This is a genomic window from Pseudoalteromonas sp. c7(2019), assembly GCF_011378625.1.
In the GTDB taxonomy this organism is placed as follows: Bacteria; Pseudomonadota; Gammaproteobacteria; order Enterobacterales; family Alteromonadaceae; genus Pseudoalteromonas; species Pseudoalteromonas arctica.
On sequence record NZ_WTKS01000003.1, the window covers coordinates 119,206 to 136,700 of the forward strand.

General features: G+C 39.9%; 14 protein-coding genes and 1 tRNA gene. 4 read left to right on the plus strand and 11 right to left on the minus strand.

The genetic code is table 11. The features are described 5' to 3' along the window. Window positions 1-136: 136 nt before the first annotated feature. Window positions 137-757: an AhpA/YtjB family protein gene (locus GQR38_RS04205; protein WP_007581635.1), complete on the plus strand. Its 621-nt coding sequence runs from the start codon at window positions 137-139 to the stop codon at window positions 755-757. Here the strand turns inward: GQR38_RS04205 and GQR38_RS04210 are convergent. From GQR38_RS04210 to prfC, 4 genes are all read right to left on the minus strand, one after another. Next, window positions 724-1,491 (minus strand): TatD family hydrolase, encoded by a 768-nt coding sequence (locus tag GQR38_RS04210; RefSeq protein ID WP_165721059.1) that lies wholly within the window; start codon window positions 1,489-1,491, stop codon window positions 724-726. The two genes, GQR38_RS04205 and GQR38_RS04210, sit on opposite strands and share 34 nt — an antisense overlap. Window positions 1,492-1,512: 21 nt before the next feature. Beyond that, the gene (pdxH, locus tag GQR38_RS04215; RefSeq protein ID WP_165721060.1) at window positions 1,513-2,151 is read right to left on the minus strand and encodes a pyridoxamine 5'-phosphate oxidase; all 639 of its coding nucleotides are present in this window, start codon (window positions 2,149-2,151) and stop codon (window positions 1,513-1,515) included. A 457-nt stretch (window positions 2,152-2,608) separates the two neighbouring features. Further along, a complete protein-coding gene (gene argS / locus GQR38_RS04220) occupies window positions 2,609-4,351 on the minus strand; it encodes an arginine--tRNA ligase (RefSeq protein ID WP_165721061.1) in 1,743 nt (580 codons plus the stop codon). A gap of 57 nt (window positions 4,352-4,408) precedes the next feature. Further along, window positions 4,409-5,998 (minus strand): peptide chain release factor 3, encoded by a 1,590-nt coding sequence (gene prfC, locus GQR38_RS04225; RefSeq protein ID WP_165721062.1) that lies wholly within the window; start codon window positions 5,996-5,998, stop codon window positions 4,409-4,411. 852 nt (window positions 5,999-6,850) lie between these two features. On the opposite strand from prfC, the gene GQR38_RS04230 reads away from it, so the two are divergent. Then, entirely contained in the window at window positions 6,851-9,517 is a 2,667-nt protein-coding gene (locus GQR38_RS04230) for an ATP-binding protein (RefSeq protein ID WP_165721063.1), read from the plus strand. A 75-nt stretch (window positions 9,518-9,592) separates the two neighbouring features. Here the strand turns inward: GQR38_RS04230 and rimI are convergent, their stop codons facing one another. From rimI to guaB, 5 genes are all read right to left on the minus strand, one after another. Next, entirely contained in the window at window positions 9,593-10,060 is a 468-nt protein-coding gene (gene rimI, locus GQR38_RS04235; RefSeq protein ID WP_007581622.1) for a ribosomal protein S18-alanine N-acetyltransferase, read from the minus strand. Then, a complete protein-coding gene (locus GQR38_RS04240; RefSeq protein WP_165721064.1) occupies window positions 10,047-10,352 on the minus strand; it encodes a hypothetical protein in 306 nt (101 codons plus the stop codon). The genes rimI and GQR38_RS04240 overlap by 14 nt, the downstream gene beginning before the upstream one ends. A gap of 64 nt (window positions 10,353-10,416) precedes the next feature. Beyond that, window positions 10,417-10,493 (minus strand) — tRNA-Trp (locus GQR38_RS04245). A 155-nt stretch (window positions 10,494-10,648) separates the two neighbouring features. Then, a complete protein-coding gene (gene guaA, locus GQR38_RS04250) occupies window positions 10,649-12,226 on the minus strand; it encodes a glutamine-hydrolyzing GMP synthase (protein WP_024606053.1) in 1,578 nt (525 codons plus the stop codon). Between the two features lie 102 nt (window positions 12,227-12,328). Beyond that, on the minus strand, window positions 12,329-13,798 hold the full coding sequence (guaB, locus tag GQR38_RS04255) for an IMP dehydrogenase (RefSeq protein ID WP_002958783.1): 1,470 nt from the start codon (window positions 13,796-13,798) through the stop codon (window positions 12,329-12,331). Window positions 13,799-13,933: 135 nt separating this feature from the next. On the opposite strand from guaB, the gene xseA reads away from it, so the two are divergent. Then, complete coding sequence (xseA, locus tag GQR38_RS04260) at window positions 13,934-15,274, plus strand: exodeoxyribonuclease VII large subunit (protein WP_165721065.1); 1,341 nt, start codon at window positions 13,934-13,936, stop codon at window positions 15,272-15,274. Between the two features lie 12 nt (window positions 15,275-15,286). Here the strand turns inward: xseA and GQR38_RS04265 are convergent, their stop codons facing one another. After that, window positions 15,287-15,967, minus strand: a complete 681-nt coding sequence (locus GQR38_RS04265) for a hypothetical protein (RefSeq protein ID WP_165721066.1) — start codon at window positions 15,965-15,967, stop codon at window positions 15,287-15,289. Window positions 15,968-16,002: 35 nt separating this feature from the next. Continuing rightward, window positions 16,003-16,821, minus strand: a complete 819-nt coding sequence (gene cysE / locus GQR38_RS04270) for a serine O-acetyltransferase (RefSeq protein ID WP_007581613.1) — start codon at window positions 16,819-16,821, stop codon at window positions 16,003-16,005. A 523-nt stretch (window positions 16,822-17,344) separates the two neighbouring features. Here cysE and GQR38_RS20625 point away from each other — a divergent pair. Then, a complete protein-coding gene (locus GQR38_RS20625; protein WP_007581611.1) occupies window positions 17,345-17,470 on the plus strand; it encodes a hypothetical protein in 126 nt (41 codons plus the stop codon). The last annotated feature ends 25 nt before the right edge of the window (window positions 17,471-17,495 follow it).

Genomic DNA, 17,495 nt, shown 5'->3' on the forward strand with positions numbered 1-17,495 from the left:
TTTTTATTTTCCTGATAATTGGCATATCATAACTGGTATTCTCAACACTAAATTCGCCATCAGGTGGGGTTTAAGGTTATAGTTAGTGTAGTTGTAACATCAAATCAAAATGCTGTCAGTAGCATAAACGGTGACTATGAAAAATAACCATATTAAAAACCCTATTACGGCTTCTCAAAGAAAACGACTTGTTCGCTTAATACTAGCGGCTGGTTGTTTTGTATTACTAAGCTGGGTAGGTGTTAATAGTAGTTTTCAGAGTCATCAGTTACTTTATGATAGTGCCGATAGCACGGCAAAAAGCCTCACTCAGTTTATGGCTTTAAATGTTAAAACACCGCTTATTGAAAAAAACAAACCACAGCTCAACGCCATTTGTAACGACATAAGTAAAGATGAATTTGTGCTTTCTGCGACTATTTATGATCAACAAGGCATTTTAATTGCTAGCAGTGACAATTGGCAGTCACATCATATTTATGGACAACTCCCTGACTCTACACCGGGTATTAGTAAACTAAAAACACCTTTTATGGAACCCGTGATAAGCGATGATGACCGCCCTATAGGCTTTGTGTCTGTTACTTATTTAACTCGCGCCGCAATATCAGACAGCCATAATCATTTTCATGACTTAGGTCGGCAGGTACTATTAATGCTAGTGATTGCATGTATTTTTACGTGGCAGTTAGGGCGTGGATTAAAACGTTGGCAGGTAAATCGCTATATGCAAAAAACATCTGAACAAGAATCGTAAAGCTGCTTTGCAAGCGTCCCTCTTTCACTATGTGGCTTTAAATCACATAACGCGTTAAATACATCAGGTATATGCAGTGGCGTGTTAACTTCACCTTGATGACCGCTTAACGGCATTGAAGGTGAGTCGGTTTCAAGTACTAAGTGCTCTGGCTCAATAGCAGCAATAACAGCGCGTGTTTTAACTGCGCGATCATAGGTAATAACACCGCCTATGCCAAGCTTAAAACCCTGCTTAATATAGTACTGCGCTTGTTGAAGTGATCCTGAAAATGCATGGATCACTCCCCCGTTTTTTGGCTTACACCGCTTAAACGATTGCGCAATTAAATCATGGCTTTGCCTATGATGCACAATGAGCGGTAAGTTAAGCTCATTAGAAAGCCCTATTTGCTGCTCAAATAAATAAGTTTGTTTAGGAAGGTTTTCAATACTTCGATCAAGCCCGCACTCCCCAATAGCTACCAACTGATACTTATTTGCAGTCGCGAATTCAAATAACGCTTCTATGTGCGATTCATTATGTTGCTCTAAAAAGTAAGGATGTAGCCCTGCGGCTATTTTTATACTTGGGTAAGTTGCTTTGAGTTTTATGAGAGTATGCGATTGAGCAAGCGTAATACCCGGCACAACAAACTGATTAACTCCCTTTGCTACACACTCGTTTATGAGCGATTCACGATTCGAATCAAACTCGCTAAAGTCGAGGTGGCAATGAGAGTCAATAAATTGCACGGTTACTTACTCATCTTTTAATTAAGGGTTTAAGCGTGTAATTTGCCAGCTGTTATCTGCTTGGCGCTGATATATAAAGCGATCATGCAAACGATGCGCCCCACCTTGCCAAAACTCAATTTTAGTGGGTACTACACAATATCCGCCCCAAAAATCAGGGAGTGGAATTTCACCTTTAGCAAACTTATTTTTCATGTTGGCGAAGGTTTCCATGAGTACTTTACGTGATGACACCGGACGACTTTGCGCTGACGCCCACGCCGCTAATTGGCTTTCTTTAGGACGAGATAAAAAGTACTTTGCCACAGCAGAGGTAGGCAATGGTTTAGCCTCGCCATATACAATAACTTGGCGTTCCATGTGGTGCCACGGAAAGTGCAGTGATATTTTGTTATTACCTTTAAGCTCTTGCGCTTTACGCGAACCTGTATTGGTAAAAAATACAAAACCGTTATCATCCAAATGCTTTAAAAGCACAATACGCTGTGAAGGCTGACCGGTTTCATCAACAGTTGCTACAACCATCGCAGTTGGATCGGGTAACTGGCTTGCCACTGCATGCTCAAGCCATGTTCCAAACTGCTTAAACGGATCATCTTGCAAGTTATCTTCGCTTAACGCGTCTTGCAGGTATTCACGACGGATATCTTCGAGTTTCATAACAAGTCCTTTAAATAGAGCTTAGAGTAGCGAGCTTAAAACATTAGATGTTGAGTAATAACAAATATTAAGATTCAGGTGCATGCGATAGCAATAACACCGAGTCTCGAGTGCATTCGATAGCAGTAAACATAGAGTCTCAGGTGTATCGTTGGGTTTCGTTTCACTCAACCCAACCTACAACGTAAACTACACAACTCAGATATCTGCAAGTGTAGGAGTCCTAGCAAGGCGGTAAAACTATTTATGCCAAGGAGCATACGGTTTGTATGTGACTTTGGCTAAATAAACTTCTTAACGCAGCTAAAGCGAACTACACAACTCAGATATCTGCAAGTGTAGAAGTGCTGACAAGACGGAGTGCTTTTTTATGCCAAGGAGCATACATTTAGTATGTGACTTAGGCTAAAAAAGCACGACAACGCAGTCAAAGCGAACTACACGCAGCAGAAGGTGATTACATTTGCTCCATAACTTCAATACCTAGCAAATCTAATCCCGTTTCTAGTGTTTTAGAAACCAAATTACACAACACTAAACGGCTATCGCGCACGCTTGGCTCTACGCCTTCTTTAAGTACTGGGCAGGCTTCGTAAAATGTCATGTATAAGCTTGCTAGCTCATATAAGTAACCACATAGTACGTGCGGTGTTGCTTCGCTGATCATTAAATCAAGTACTTCTTCAAGCTGTAGTAGCTTAAGTGCTAGTGCTTTTTCTTGAGGCTCAATAATTGCAACATCTGAATTTAATGTAGCTGCATCAACGCCTGACTTACGGAAAATACTGCGTATACGTGTATAAGCATATTGTAAGTAAGGGGCGGTTGCGCCTTCAAAGCTTAGCATGCTGTCCCAGTTAAAAATGTAATCGCTGGTACGGTGCTTAGAAAGGTCGGCGTATTTAACTGCGCCAATACCTACTTTACGTGCAATCTCGCTGCGATCGCTATCACTTAAATCAGACTCACGTTCAGCTAGTTTTGCAGCTGCACGGTTAATTGATTCTTCTAATAAGTCAGCAAGTTTTACTGTGCCGCCAGTACGTGTTTTAAATGGTTTGTTATCGGCGCCCATCATGGTGCCAAACGGGCAAAACTCGTAACTTGTTTCGTCTCGTAATAAACCTGCTTTACGCGCTGTAAGCTCTACTTGATTAAAGTGTAGGTTTTGACGTGCATCTACAAAAATTAAGATACGATCAGCACCTAATTTATTTGAACGATAATCACATGCCGCTAAATCGGTTGTTGCATATAAAAAGCCACCGCCAGATTTTTGTACAATAAACGCAGATGGTTCGCCATCTTTGTTGGCAAGTTCATCTAAAAACACAACTTGCGCACCTTGCGACTCTACTGCAATATTTTTATCTTTAAGTAGGCTAATAATATCGTTAAGTTCTGCGTTGTATGCGCTTTCAGCCATAATATCAGCTTGAGTAAGTGTTACATTTAAACGCTTATATACTTCTTCAGAGTGCTTAACTGAGGTGGCTATAAACAGTTTCCAAAGTTTTTCACAGTGCGCGTCGCCGCCTTGTAATTTAACAACGTAATTACGTGCTTTATCAGCAAAGCCTTCTTCGTCGTCAAAGCGTTTTTTAGCATCGCGGTAAAAGGTTTCTAAATCAGCAAGCGCTACAGAATCTAAATCTACACCTTGGCTAATTTGATCTTCTAAATGCGCGATTAACATACCAAATTGCGTGCCCCAATCACCCATGTGATTTTGACGTACAACCGTATCGCCTCTAAATTCAAGCGCACGCACAATTGAGTCACCAATAATGGTTGAACGTAAATGGCCTACGTGCATTTCTTTAGCAAGGTTTGGTGATGAATAGTCAACAACCACTTTTTGCGGGTTAGCATGCTCATTTACAGCAAGCTTTGCATCACTATTAGCTGCTTTAACGCTTTGCGCTAAAAATTCAGGCTTTAAATGAATATTAATAAAACCTGGGCCAGCAATTTCAGTCTTTTGAGCAATATCGCTTACATCAAGATTATCTATAATTTTTTGCGCAAGCTCACGTGGGTTGCTTTTCATTTTTTTAGCCGCGCCCATAGCTGCATTAATTTGGTAATCACCAAATTGTGGACGTGTGCTTTGTGTTACTGCTGGGTTTGTGTCTTCAGGTAAGCCTGCGCCAGCCATAGCGGCAATAGCTTTTTCGATTAAAATAGTACGAATATTCATGTTTTTACCTTTATAAGCCCACCAAAGCAGGCTTTCTTTTAATTCTTTGAATGAGTTCTAGTTTTCGCGTGTATGGTTAAACGTTACTTCTGGGTAACGCTCTACCGATAAGTTAAGGTTTACACGGCTCGGCGCTATGTAAGTTAAGTTATCGCCACCATCGAGTGCTAAATTACTTTCGCACTTGCGTTTAAATTCTTCAAACTTTTTAACATCGCTGCTTTCTACCCAGCGTGCTGTATTTACGTTTATACCTTCGTAAATAGCATCTACGTTATATTCAGCTTTTAAACGTGCTACAACCACATCAAACTGAAGTACACCTACTGCGCCCACAATTAAATCGTTGTTTATAAGCGGTCTAAATACCTGCACAGCACCCTCTTCAGAAAGCTGTACTAAGCCTTTTAATAATTGCTTTTGCTTAAGCGGATCGCGAAGACGAATACGGCGGAATAATTCAGGCGCAAAGTTAGGGATACCGCTAAATTTAAGTTTTTCGCCTTGGGTAAATGTATCACCAATTTGAATTGTACCGTGGTTATGCAAACCAATAATATCGCCAGCGTAAGCATCTTCTGCTCGCTCACGATCGCCCGCCATAAAGGTTACCGCATCAGAAATGCTCACTTGCTTGCCAATTCGCACGTGATTCATTTTCATGCCTTGGCTGTACTTACCCGACACAATACGCATAAATGCAATACGGTCTCGGTGTTTTGGATCCATGTTTGCCTGAATTTTAAATACAAAGCCGGTAAAGTTTTCTTCAGTTGCAACAACAAGTCTGTCTTCAGTTTCACGTGGTAATGGCGTTGGTGCCCATTTAGTTAAACCATCTAAAACATGGTCAACACCAAAGTTACCCAGTGCAGTACCATAATAAACAGGCGAAAGCTTACCGGCTAAAAACAGCTCTAAATCAAATTCGTTTGATGCGCCAATAACAAGCTCAAGCTCATCGCGTAATTGCGCAGCTAAATCTTCACCAATGGCAATATCAAGTTCTGGGTTATCAAGCCCTTTAATGGTACGAACTTCTTGAATTTTATGACCTTGACCTGTTTTGTATAAAACAGCTTCGTCATTATGAATGTGGTAAACACCTTTAAACTCTTTACCACAGCCAATTGGCCAAGTGATGGGCGCACAGGCAATATTTAGCTCTGTTTCAACTTCGTCAAGCACTTCCATTGGGTCGCGTATTTCACGGTCACACTTATTCATAAACGTAACAATTGGCGTTGTACGCAGGCGTGTAACTTCCATTAGCTTACGGGTACGATCTTCTACACCCTTTGCCGCATCAATAACCATTAAGCACGAATCTACCGCTGTTAGCGTGCGGTAAGTATCTTCCGAGAAGTCTTCGTGTCCTGGCGTATCAAGTAAATTAACAAGCGCATTGTTATACGGAAATTGCATTACCGAGGTAGTAACCGATATACCACGCTCTTTTTCCATTTCCATCCAGTCAGATTTTGCATGCTGGTTAGAGCCACGGCCTTTTACAGTGCCGGCTCGTTGAATAGCTTGTCCGAATAACAATACTTTTTCGGTAATGGTTGTTTTACCAGCATCCGGGTGAGAGATGATAGCAAAGGTACGTCGTTTATTAATTTCACTAAGGAGATTTTGATCTGCCATTAAAAAAGTTCTTTTAGTTTGTATACGGATATTATCCACTTTAAGTATGCTGAGCTTTCAAGGCTTAAATAATACCAATTGCATTAAAGTAGTGATCTATTATAGCGATAAGAAAATAGCGCAATAACAAGGTGAAATTATGACATAGAGTTATTCTCTATGAATAATTTTTAACGTAGTTAGTGAGTTATTTAATACGCTAGAACGATTTTGTTTTAATAAAATTGGTATAGAGCAACCTCGAAAGCTCAACACACCATCAGAAAAGCCCTAAATTGGCCCTTCACATGCGATCCGTTATGTTAATCGTAATTGAAGACTATTTTCGCTGATCTTGGCCTTATAAACAATCAATGGTTGGTTATTAGCTGATCTTTTTTATTAATATGGATTTTGGGAAGCCTAACTGCAAATGAGGTACAAAAAAATCAGTAATAAGCCAAATAAATAGGATCAGCACTCAATACACCAAGCCTCTGCACACCATTAGAATTTTTAAGCCTTGCTTGAGAATATAACCTAGTGGCCCGGCTAACAGCCCTGCGTTAACCCACTGGTATTTATAACTGAGAGTAAATTAGAATATTCAATTTTAAGTGATAGCATTTATCTTTAAAAAAATGACTTTAAAAGATGTAAATTTATGTAAACTTTTTTGAACAATAAAATAACGGTTATAAGCATGTAACTTATTAAATTAAAATAACTTAATAAAATAAAAAAACACCAATACAGAGCTAAATACCATGCAACTACTGATTGTAATTTAGCCACCAAGACCGCCACAAGCTTGTGTAATAAAGTCGTAACGCATATTATTGATAGATTGCATGGAGGATAAGTCGTTTGGTCATGAAAACCAGTAAGTTAAGTATTAGATTATTATGGTATATAACACCCCTTGTTATTCTACCGCTGCTATTTTTAGGTGGCTTTACGCTCACCAATGTAACTAATTCAACACAAAAACAAGCTGATTTAATAATGAGCCGTTTTGTTGAGCAACAACAGCAAAAAATATTTAATTATATCGACTCTTTTCACTCTACAGCAAAACTACTTTCAACCTCGCCAGTACTTAGTGATTTTTTAGCAAACGACATTCGCGCCAACGGTAATTACACCCGAAAACTTGGCGCGCTTATGGATGTATTTGCCAGTTACAGTGAGGCTTATCCCGATATAATTAGCATTAATTTAGTTTCAGCCAGTGGGAAAAGCGATGCCTACTACTCTAACAACCTAACAACAGCGCCTAAAAGCTACCCGTTTTTTAATCAAGTATTGCAAAGTAATTTAAGTAAACAGCAATTTATGATTCAAAAGGATGATGGCACCACTAGTTTATATTTTATTCAACGAATTTATAGTGTTGATTACTATTTAAAACGACCACAGCAGCTTGGTTTTATTGTAATACATATAGAACCTTCAATACTAAACTCTAGTATTTTAGAAGCGCCATATAACAACACGCTTAATTTAATGTTGACTAAAGACGGGAAAATTTTATTTAGCTCCGATTACAATATGCGTGGCCAATACATAAGCGAGTACGAACTTAATCAAGTGCACGACCTCGCTGATATCGGCATGCTTTCAACTATTGAACTCTCAAGCATAGACAAAATAGAGCGAATGATTTTTGCAGTGCAAATGCCTGGCGGATATTATTACGTATCGACCATTCCCAAAGGGGTGCTTTATCAATCAGGTAAAGCCATAAGTTTAATAACAGGCTTAATTGTTATTATTTCGGTGATCACCCTGCCAATATTAATTTTTGTAGTGGTCCGCAATTTATTACTTAACCCAATTGAGTTACTCGGGGCTGCGAGTCATCGTGTTGGTGATGGCGATTTGTCGGTGCACTTACCAGCTCATACAAATGATGAAGTAGGTGTTTTATTTAACGACTTTAACCACATGGTTAATCAAATAAGGCACTACCAACAACAGCTTGAAGAATACAAACACCACCTTGAAGATAAAGTGGAAAGTCGTACCCAAGCACTTGAAGCTATGAACAGCCAACTTGAGTTAGCTATTGGCCAAGCTGAGCAAGCTAATCAACTTAAGAGTCGTTTTTTAGCTAACATGAGTCACGAAATACGCACGCCGCTCACGGCCATTATGGGCTTTACAGAGCAGTTACTACACAACGATAAAGTAGCGAATGACAAACAACACCTAAGCACTATTTTACGTAATTCAAAACACTTACTAGAGTTAATAAATAACATACTCGATTTATCTAAAATTGAAGCTGAAAAGCTGGCTGTTGATTTGTCAGCGTTAAACGTAGTGCAGCTTGTGCACGACATTGAATCAATTATTCAACCACTGGCACAAGAAAAACAATTAACCCTTAATATCGACTATCAACTGCCGCTACCCCGCACCATTTATAGTGATGTGACCCGCTTAAAACAAATACTTATAAACATTGCTAATAACGCCGTTAAATTTACCGAAAATGGTAGCGTGTCTATTTGTGTGCATTATTTACAAGCAAGTCAAAAGCTAGAGTTTGTAATTAAAGATACTGGTATTGGTATGTCTGAGCATCAAATAGAACGTGTATTTAAGCCGTTTGAACAAGCCGATGCCACAACTACACGCCGTTTTGGTGGTACAGGTCTTGGGTTGTGTATTTCTAAAAACTTAGCACTGTTACTTGGTGGCGATGTAAACCTTGAAAGTGAAGTGGGTGTAGGTAGCCGAGTTACAATTAGGGTGGCATGTCAGCTATCTGATGATCAACCCATGCTTGAGTTTTTAACGCAAGAAAGCCAGTTAATACCAGAGAAAGATCCTCTCTTATCGTTTGCAACCAATAGCTTCGACGCCAATATATTAGTGGCTGAGGATAACCCAGATAACCAACTATTAATTAAATTATTACTGCAAACCTGGGGCCTTGAACCCGATATTGCCAGTAATGGCGCACAAGCTGTAGAAATGGCGCTCGTAAACGACTACCAACTTATTATTATGGATATGCAAATGCCTGTAATGGGCGGATTAGAAGCGACTAAAATGCTTCGTCATGCAGCGTATGATGGCCCTATCATTGCCCTTACTGCCAATGTAATGAACCATGATATAGGCACTTATCTAGAAGCTGGTTGCGACAAAGCACTGGCTAAACCCATTGATAAAGATGCTCTGGAAAACGTACTCGTAAGCTACCTGCATCTTGAAAAAGATAATCAAAATAAATGGGATAGCCTATTAAAGAGCGAAAAGTTTCAGCAAATTGCCGATAATTATTTAGCTAACTTACCTACATATTTAGAAGAAGTTAAAGCTTTGCAGCATTGTGATGATTGGGAAGCATTAAGAGGCATAGCGCACAGTGTTAAAGGCAGTTCTGGATGCTTTAACTTTGATGAAATTTACCATAGCGCTGCGGCACTTGAAGAGAACTTAAAAAGTAACAATAAAGTACCAAGAGACGAGTTGGTAAATGATTTAATAGCAGCCATTGAGCAAGCAATTAGCGACAAAGTAACCTAAAAAGCAAGCTTACAAAACGGTACAAATGCAGTACTTTAGCGGCTCTATATTTTAAATGCTAATTACCGACTTTAATTATGAAAAGTTTAAACCTAGCGCCATACCCATTAAAATAGCGTCTTCAAAGCCATTTTTAGCAGGGTTATCGCTTGGGTAGTAGTTTTTACGCACTGACATCTCAGCAAAGCCTGCGCGCTCGTACAGCGCAATAGCACGCGTATTTGATTCGCGAACTTCTAAAAAGAGGTTTTCAGCATTTTGCTGCTCACCATATTCAATAAACTGCGCTAACAACTGCCTTGCAATACCCTTACCCTGGTGACTTGGTGTTACACAAATATCCATAAGTGTAAAATCAGGCCCTGCTTTTTCACCAATATAAAAACCAATCATGCTCGCCTCATCAAATGCGGCAACATTAAAATAGCGCCCGCCTATACATGAACCCATTGTATTTAAAGTCCACGGATGGCTATGACACGCTGTTTCGATGGCCATTAATTGAGGTATTGCAGTTTCATCTACTGATTTAAAGTTTATCAAGGTGTTTACTCATTAAAGCCCATAAAGCACGCTTCTCAGAGGCGTTGAGCTGTGGGGTTGGCAATGTAAGCTTATTATCGTTTAATTGCATCTCACTGCCCTGTACAACGCTATTTATAATAATAGGCTCTGCACTGAGTTTAATGTCTGCAAGTAGTTGCTCATTTAGCGTTAAAGAACTAGTTATCGTGCTTTGCGATAAAGTATTAGCTTGATCATTTGCTTGAGGACAATAATGTTGATTGAGTTCAAGATTTTCTATATCAAAAATAGCTGCGTAACGTGGATGCATAACAACTCAGTAGATTAGACATTTGAACAATATAAGAAGTAATAAAAACGATGTAAAGAAGAAATGGCAGGGGCGGAGAGATTCGAACTCCCAACCATCGGTTTTGGAGACCGCTGTTCTACCAATTGGAACTACGCCCCTGCAATGACGACGAATTATAGAGAAGTTTCGCCAAAGGTAAAGAGAAAAATCACTCTTTTAGTTTAACTGCTTTTTAAATAAACAAAACGGCGAATTAGCATGCTAATTCGCCGTTTTTTAATCACTTAAAATTAGTTAATTAAAACTAAAATTAATTATTCCCATTCGATAGTTGCAGGTGGTTTACCTGAAATATCGTAAACAACACGAGAAATACCATCTATTTCATTAATGATACGGTTTGATACCACACCTAAAAACTCATAAGGTAAATGTGACCAGCGCGCTGTCATAAAGTCGATTGTTTCCACACAACGAAGTGATACAACCCAATCGTACTTACGTGCATCGCCCATAACCCCTACCGATTTTACAGGTAAGAATACAGTAAACGCTTGGCTTACTTTATGGTAGAGCTCAGCTTTGTGAAGCTCTTCGATGAAAATCGCATCAGCGCGGCGTAATAAATCACAGTATTCTTTTTTGATTTCACCAAGTACACGCACACCTAAACCTGGTCCAGGGAAAGGATGACGGTAAAGCATGTCGTACGGTAAACCTAGTTCTAGGCCAATCTTACGTACTTCATCTTTGAATAATTCACGTAATGGCTCAACAAGGCCCATTTTCATGTCATCTGGTAATCCGCCCACATTGTGGTGAGATTTAATAACATGCGCTTTACCAGTTGCAGATGCCGCTGATTCAATTACATCAGGATAAATTGTACCTTGCGCTAACCATTTTGCATTTTTAAGCTTTTTGGCTTGCTCATCAAATACATTAATAAACGTATGACCAATGGCTTTACGTTTATCTTCTGGGTCTGACTTACCCGCTAGATCATTTAAAAACTGCTCTTCAGCTTCAACTTTAACAATGTTTAAGCCAAATTTATTACCAAACATGTCCATTACTTGTTGGCCTTCGTTTAAACGAAGTAAACCATTATCAACAAATACACATGTTAGTCTTTCGCCAATTGCACGGTGAATAAGCATAGCCACAACCGATGAATCAACACCACCAGAGAGGCCTAAAATAACTTCGTCATCGCCAACTGTTTCTTTAATACGCTCGATAGCATCATCGATAATTTTTGCAGCAGTCCACAATTTTTCACAGCCACAAATATCAATAGCAAAACGCTCTAATAAGCGCTGACCTTGGTGCGTGTGTGTTACTTCTGGGTGAAACTGTACACCGTAAAAACGTTTTTCTTCGTTAGACATTGCAGCATGTGGACAAGTAGATGTTTTAGCTGTTGTTGCAAAACCAGCTGGAATATCCATTACTTTGTCGCCATGGCTCATCCATACGTCGAGTATGCCGTTGCCGCCATCGGTAATGCTGTCTTCAATTGCATCAAATAATGCACAGCTGCCTACTTTTTCTACTTGTGCGTAACCAAACTCTTTTTTATCAGAGCTGTGTACACTTCCGCCAAGTTGAGCTGCCATTGTTTGCATACCGTAGCAAATACCTAGCACAGGCACGCCTGCATTAAATACATACTCAGGAGCGCGCGGGCTGTTTTCAAGTGTTGTTGATTCTGGACCACCAGAAAGAATAATACCTTGTGGGTTGAACTCGCGGATTTGCTCTTCAGTCACATCCCATGCCCAAAGCTCACAGTAAACACCAATTTCACGCACACGACGGGCGATTAATTGAGTGTATTGTGAACCAAAGTCTAAAATGAGAATTCGTGAATCGTGAATATCTTTGCTCATGGAGTATCTCGTAAAGTCTGATGCTAAATGCCGTTTGTTAATGTAAACGACTAAAAAGAGGGCTTGCAAAGCAAGCCCAGTATATTAAATTAATTACGCTGCTTAACCTAAGCGGTAATTTGGTGCTTCTTTAGTGATTTGCACATCATGAACGTGCGACTCACCCATACCGGCTGAAGTAACACGTACAAATTGTGGTTTTGTATTTAGCTCTTCAATTGTTGCACAACCCGTTAAGCCCATAGCGCTTCGTAGGCCGCCCACTTGCTGATGAATAATCGTTGCAATAGGACCTTTGTAAGCTACGCGACCTTCAATACCTTCAGGTACTAACTTGTCTGCTTCGTTTGATTTTTGGAAGTAACGATCTGATGAACCTTCTTTTTGATCCATCGCGCCCAATGAGCCCATACCACGGTAAGATTTGTAATAACGGCCTTGGTATAATTCAACTTCACCTGGTGCTTCTTCAGTACCAGCAAGAAGTGAACCCACCATTACACACGATGCACCAGCAACAAGTGCTTTAACAATATCACCAGAAAAACGAATACCACCATCAGCAATAACAGGAATGTCGCGACCTTTTAAGCCTTCAACAGCATCTGAAATAGCGGTAATTTGTGGAACGCCACAACCGGTAACAATACGTGTAGTACAAATAGAACCTGGGCCGATACCTACTTTAACTGCATCCGCTCCCGCATCAGCAAGTGCAATCGCACCTTCAGCTGTTGCTATGTTGCCTGCAATAATTTGTAAGTCTGGGTACTCTTTACGCGTTTTAGTAACACGGTCAATAACACCTTGAGAGTGACCATGCGATGTATCGATAAGTAAAACATCAATACCCGCTTCTACTAATGCAGCAATACGCTCATCAGTACCTGCACCAACACTTACAGCAGCACCTACACGTAAACGACCTTGGTCGTCTTTACATGCGTCAGGTTTGTCTTGGGCTTTTTGGTAATCTTTTACTGTGATCATGCCTTTAAGTTTAAATTCATCATCAACAACAAGGATTTTTTCAATGCGGTGTTCGTGCATTAAGCCTAAAATTTCTTCGCGTGCTGCGCCTTCTTTAACGGTAACAAGCTTTTCTTTTTTAGTCATAACGGTAGAAACAGGCTGTTCAAGCTTAGTTTCAAAACGCATATCACGACTAGTAACAATGCCTACAAGCACATTATTGCTATCGGTAACCGGAAAGCCTGAAAAACCTTTTTCGTGCGAAAGCTCAATTGCATCTGCAATTGTTAAATCGGCAGTAACCGTTACAGGGTATGAAACAATACCTGCTTCGTAGGTTTTAACTTTACGTACGTTTTTCGCTTGTTCTTCAATAGTCATGTTTTTATGAATAAAACCAAGACCACCTTCTTGCGCAAGGGCAATAGCTAAACGAGCTTCTGTAACAGTATCCATAGATGCTGAAATAAGCGGCAAGTTAAGTTTGATACCACGCGTTAAGCGAGTTGAAATATTTGCCGTGTGTGGCAAAACAGTAGAATGACCAGGTACTAAAAGTACGTCATCAAAGGTAAGAGCTTCTTTAGCGATTCTAAGCATTTTGGCAACTTCTCACATGTGGATCTAAGATAAGGAATTGCGGCCAAATTTTAACAGCGTTGTTGGCATGAGTAAATAATATTTCGCAAATATTTATGATAAAGTAGTGCAATAAATAGTTTTAGGTTGTTTTTTATGTTTTCGAAGCCTTCGCAGGCGGTTTACACCGTTTCACGCCTTAATAGAGAAATTCGCACAATCCTTGAGCAAGGTTTTGCATCTTTAGTGCTCACGGGCGAAATTTCTAACTTTATTACCCCTGCATCTGGACATTGGTACTTTTCGTTAAAAGACGATAAAGCACAAATTAAAGCCGCAATGTGGCGAGGCAATAATCGCAACCAAAGCTACCGCCCTGTAAATGGCGCACAAGTTACAGTAAAAGCGCGTGTATCGCTTTATGAACCTCGCGGTGACTACCAGCTTATTGTTGAGCATATGGAACCCGCAGGCGAAGGTCAGCTAAAACAAGAATTTGATGCGCTTAAAATGCGTTTAGCCGCCGAAGGATTATTTAGCTCTGCTCACAAACAGCCATTACCCCAAAATATTAATCGCATTGGTGTTATTACCTCAGCAACCGGCGCTGCTATAAAAGATATTTTAACGGTACTCAAACGCCGTGCACCGCAGCTAGAAGTCATTATTTACCCTGCGATGGTACAAGGCAAAGAAGCGCACGTGCATTTAATTAACCAAATTGAATTAGCCAACACACGTGATGAAGTAGACGTACTTATTTTAGGGCGAGGCGGCGGATCACTTGAAGATTTATGGTGTTTTAATCACGAACAGCTCGCCCGCGCTATTTTCAAAAGTGAATTACCGATAGTAAGTGCGGTAGGCCACGAAATAGATACCACTATTAGCGATTACGTTGCTGATGTTCGTGCAGCGACCCCATCAGCCGCAGCTGAGCTTGTAAGCCCAAATACGCAAGAGTTACACAACAAAGTAACGCAATTAGTTAATCGTTTATCTAACGCGTTTAAGCACGGCATTGCCGACAAGCGCGCACTAGCAACGCAGTTACAACACCGCCTTAATTTATGTCATCCGCGTAATCAGCTTAATCAAAAATCACAACGTTTGGATGAGCTAAGCATTGCGCTGCAACAGGCGATGCGTAATCGTTTATACCAGCAAGAACGCACACTCAATAACTTAACGCCGCGTTTAATGCGCCAATCACCCGATAAAAAACTCGCTACAGCAAGCCATCAACTTTCGCAATTACAAGCTAGGCTAAACCAAGCTATACAGCATCAGTTACAGCAAGCGAATAATAGCTTAGCACTGCAGGCTAGCAGGTTAGATTCAGTAAGTCCGCTTAATGTTTTAGCGCGCGGTTATAGCATCACTAAAACACAACAAGGCAAAGTGGTTAAATCTGTGGGGCAAATTAAAACAGGCGATGTTTTGATTACAGAGCTCGTTGATGGCTCTATAGAATCACAGGTTATACCTGTTACATAAAGTTGGTATTACTTAAAACTCTGTACTTAGCAACAATTTAAGCTCGCTATCGCTTGATGTGGAGGTAGTGCTTTTAAATTGTTGCCAAAACTCTTGCTTCATCAACTTGTCGTTTAGCTCTCGCCATTGAGAATTATCAAATGTGTCGTTATCAGCGGGTGCGGCTAGTTCAAATTCACATATCGTCGTTTTACATTTTGCACTAACAACATCGGGTATAATCGCTAAATCAGCTGTTAATAAAAAATCTTGTAATGCCATTTCAGTACGATAAGCCCATTCTTCGTCACGCGTTTGCTTTTCAAATTTATCACGTAAGATCTTCTCAAAATCTGAAGGACCTCTCATTTGCTTTAAAATGCTTTTAACTGTCGCTTTCTGTTCGGCGAGTTGCAGCTTAAGCTGAGTTACTTGCTCTTCTAAAGGTAGTTCATCAAGCATTTGGGTTTCTGAATAGGTTGGAGGCGTGTCTTCAGCGGGCTCTATACTAGCGACTTGCTCAGGTACTGCAGAGTCTGCATTACTTAATACCTCATTACTTTGTTGTTCAGTATGAAGCTTTTGCTGTTTTTCATAACTTGGCTGCGACTTAACAGATTCAGGATGACTTGAAGCTGCATTAAAGTAGCCCCAAGTTAAACCTACACCCGCAATAAACCCAATCCCTAGAGCCAATAAACTATTCTTGTTCATGTTAATTCCTTTTAAGTTTTATGATTTTTAATTACTTATAGCATTGCACTCGTGTGCGATTCGTTTTCAGGCTCAGGATTTGCTAAAAAGTTTTGGTTCATACTTTGCGCCGGACACTCACAATCCGGTCGACCAATAATTTTAGCGGGTACGCCAACAGCGGTTGTGTGTGGTGGAACATTGCTAAGTACAACTGAGCCCGCACCAATTCGTGCGCCCTCACCTACTTCAATATTACCAAGTACTTTAGCGCCGGCGCCAATTAATACGCCCGCTCTAATTTTAGGATGACGATCGCCCTGCTCATTGCCTGTACCGCCAAGCGTTACAGATTGCAAAATTGATACGTTATCTTCAATTACTGCTGTTTCACCAATAACAATACCGGTTGCGTGGTCAAACATAATGCCTTTACCCACTTTACATGCTGGGTGAATATCGACCCCAAACACTTCAGAGTTACGGCTTTGAATAAAGCGCGCTAGCTCTTTGCGGTTTTGTTGCCACAAGCAATTAGCCAAACGGTGCGCCTGAATAGCATGAAAACCTTTTAGATTTAATATAACCGTAAGATAGGTTTCTGATGCAGGATCGCGGTCTTTTACCGCTTTAATATCCTCAGCAACAAAAGATAGCATACGGTCACATTTTACAAATGCTTGGTCAAACAGCTCTCGGATAGTGAATGCCGATACCACCGCATCAGCCAACTTATTAGCAACAATAAAGCTCAATGCCGAACCTAAACAATCATGATTCAAAATGCATGAATAAACATGACTTGCTAATAATGGTTCACGTGTTACTACATCGTTAGCTTCGTCGCGAAGCTGTTGCCAAATTGCATGACGCATAATACTGCACTGCCTTAAGTTGATATAAAATAGCCTTTTCCCAAGTCTAACGGATTTAAAGCCTAAGGTGTTAATCCCTTAGTTATTTGTTCTGGTTATTAGATATAACTAGGGACGATTAACTCTTTGTTGCTCGGTTTTTACTTAGCCCACTAGGTTACAAACCTCGCGCCGCGATTAAATCGACCCTAGATTGAACAAATTTCAATCCACAGAGTTCAACACGCCCTAGCACCCAGAAATGATATTTCAAATACGTACTCATTTTTTAGATTAAGTTATACGACAGTAGCTAAAATTACCAATACATACTTAAAATATAGTAAATTAATAAAAATCAAAAGCTAGCAACATACGAAAGCTCACCTGTCATATGAAAAAATACGGACTGACGTACAGCTGACGGCGTAAAAAAAACGCTAAATTAATTAGGATTTAAGCTAAGTTTGTTCATTATACCGAGCTAAGCTATATTTAGTTTTATTGATTTTTTACATAAACAAATAGAAATGAGGAATTCAAAATGAGTGATGACTCTGAATTAAAAAATAAAGAAAAGCGTGGAATAAATATATTACTTCTCATTAGTTTAATAATTATGATTATTGGTATTGCCATCAAAATATATGATGCGCGTTTCATTAATTAAAGGACCCTACTACAGAGTCATTAAA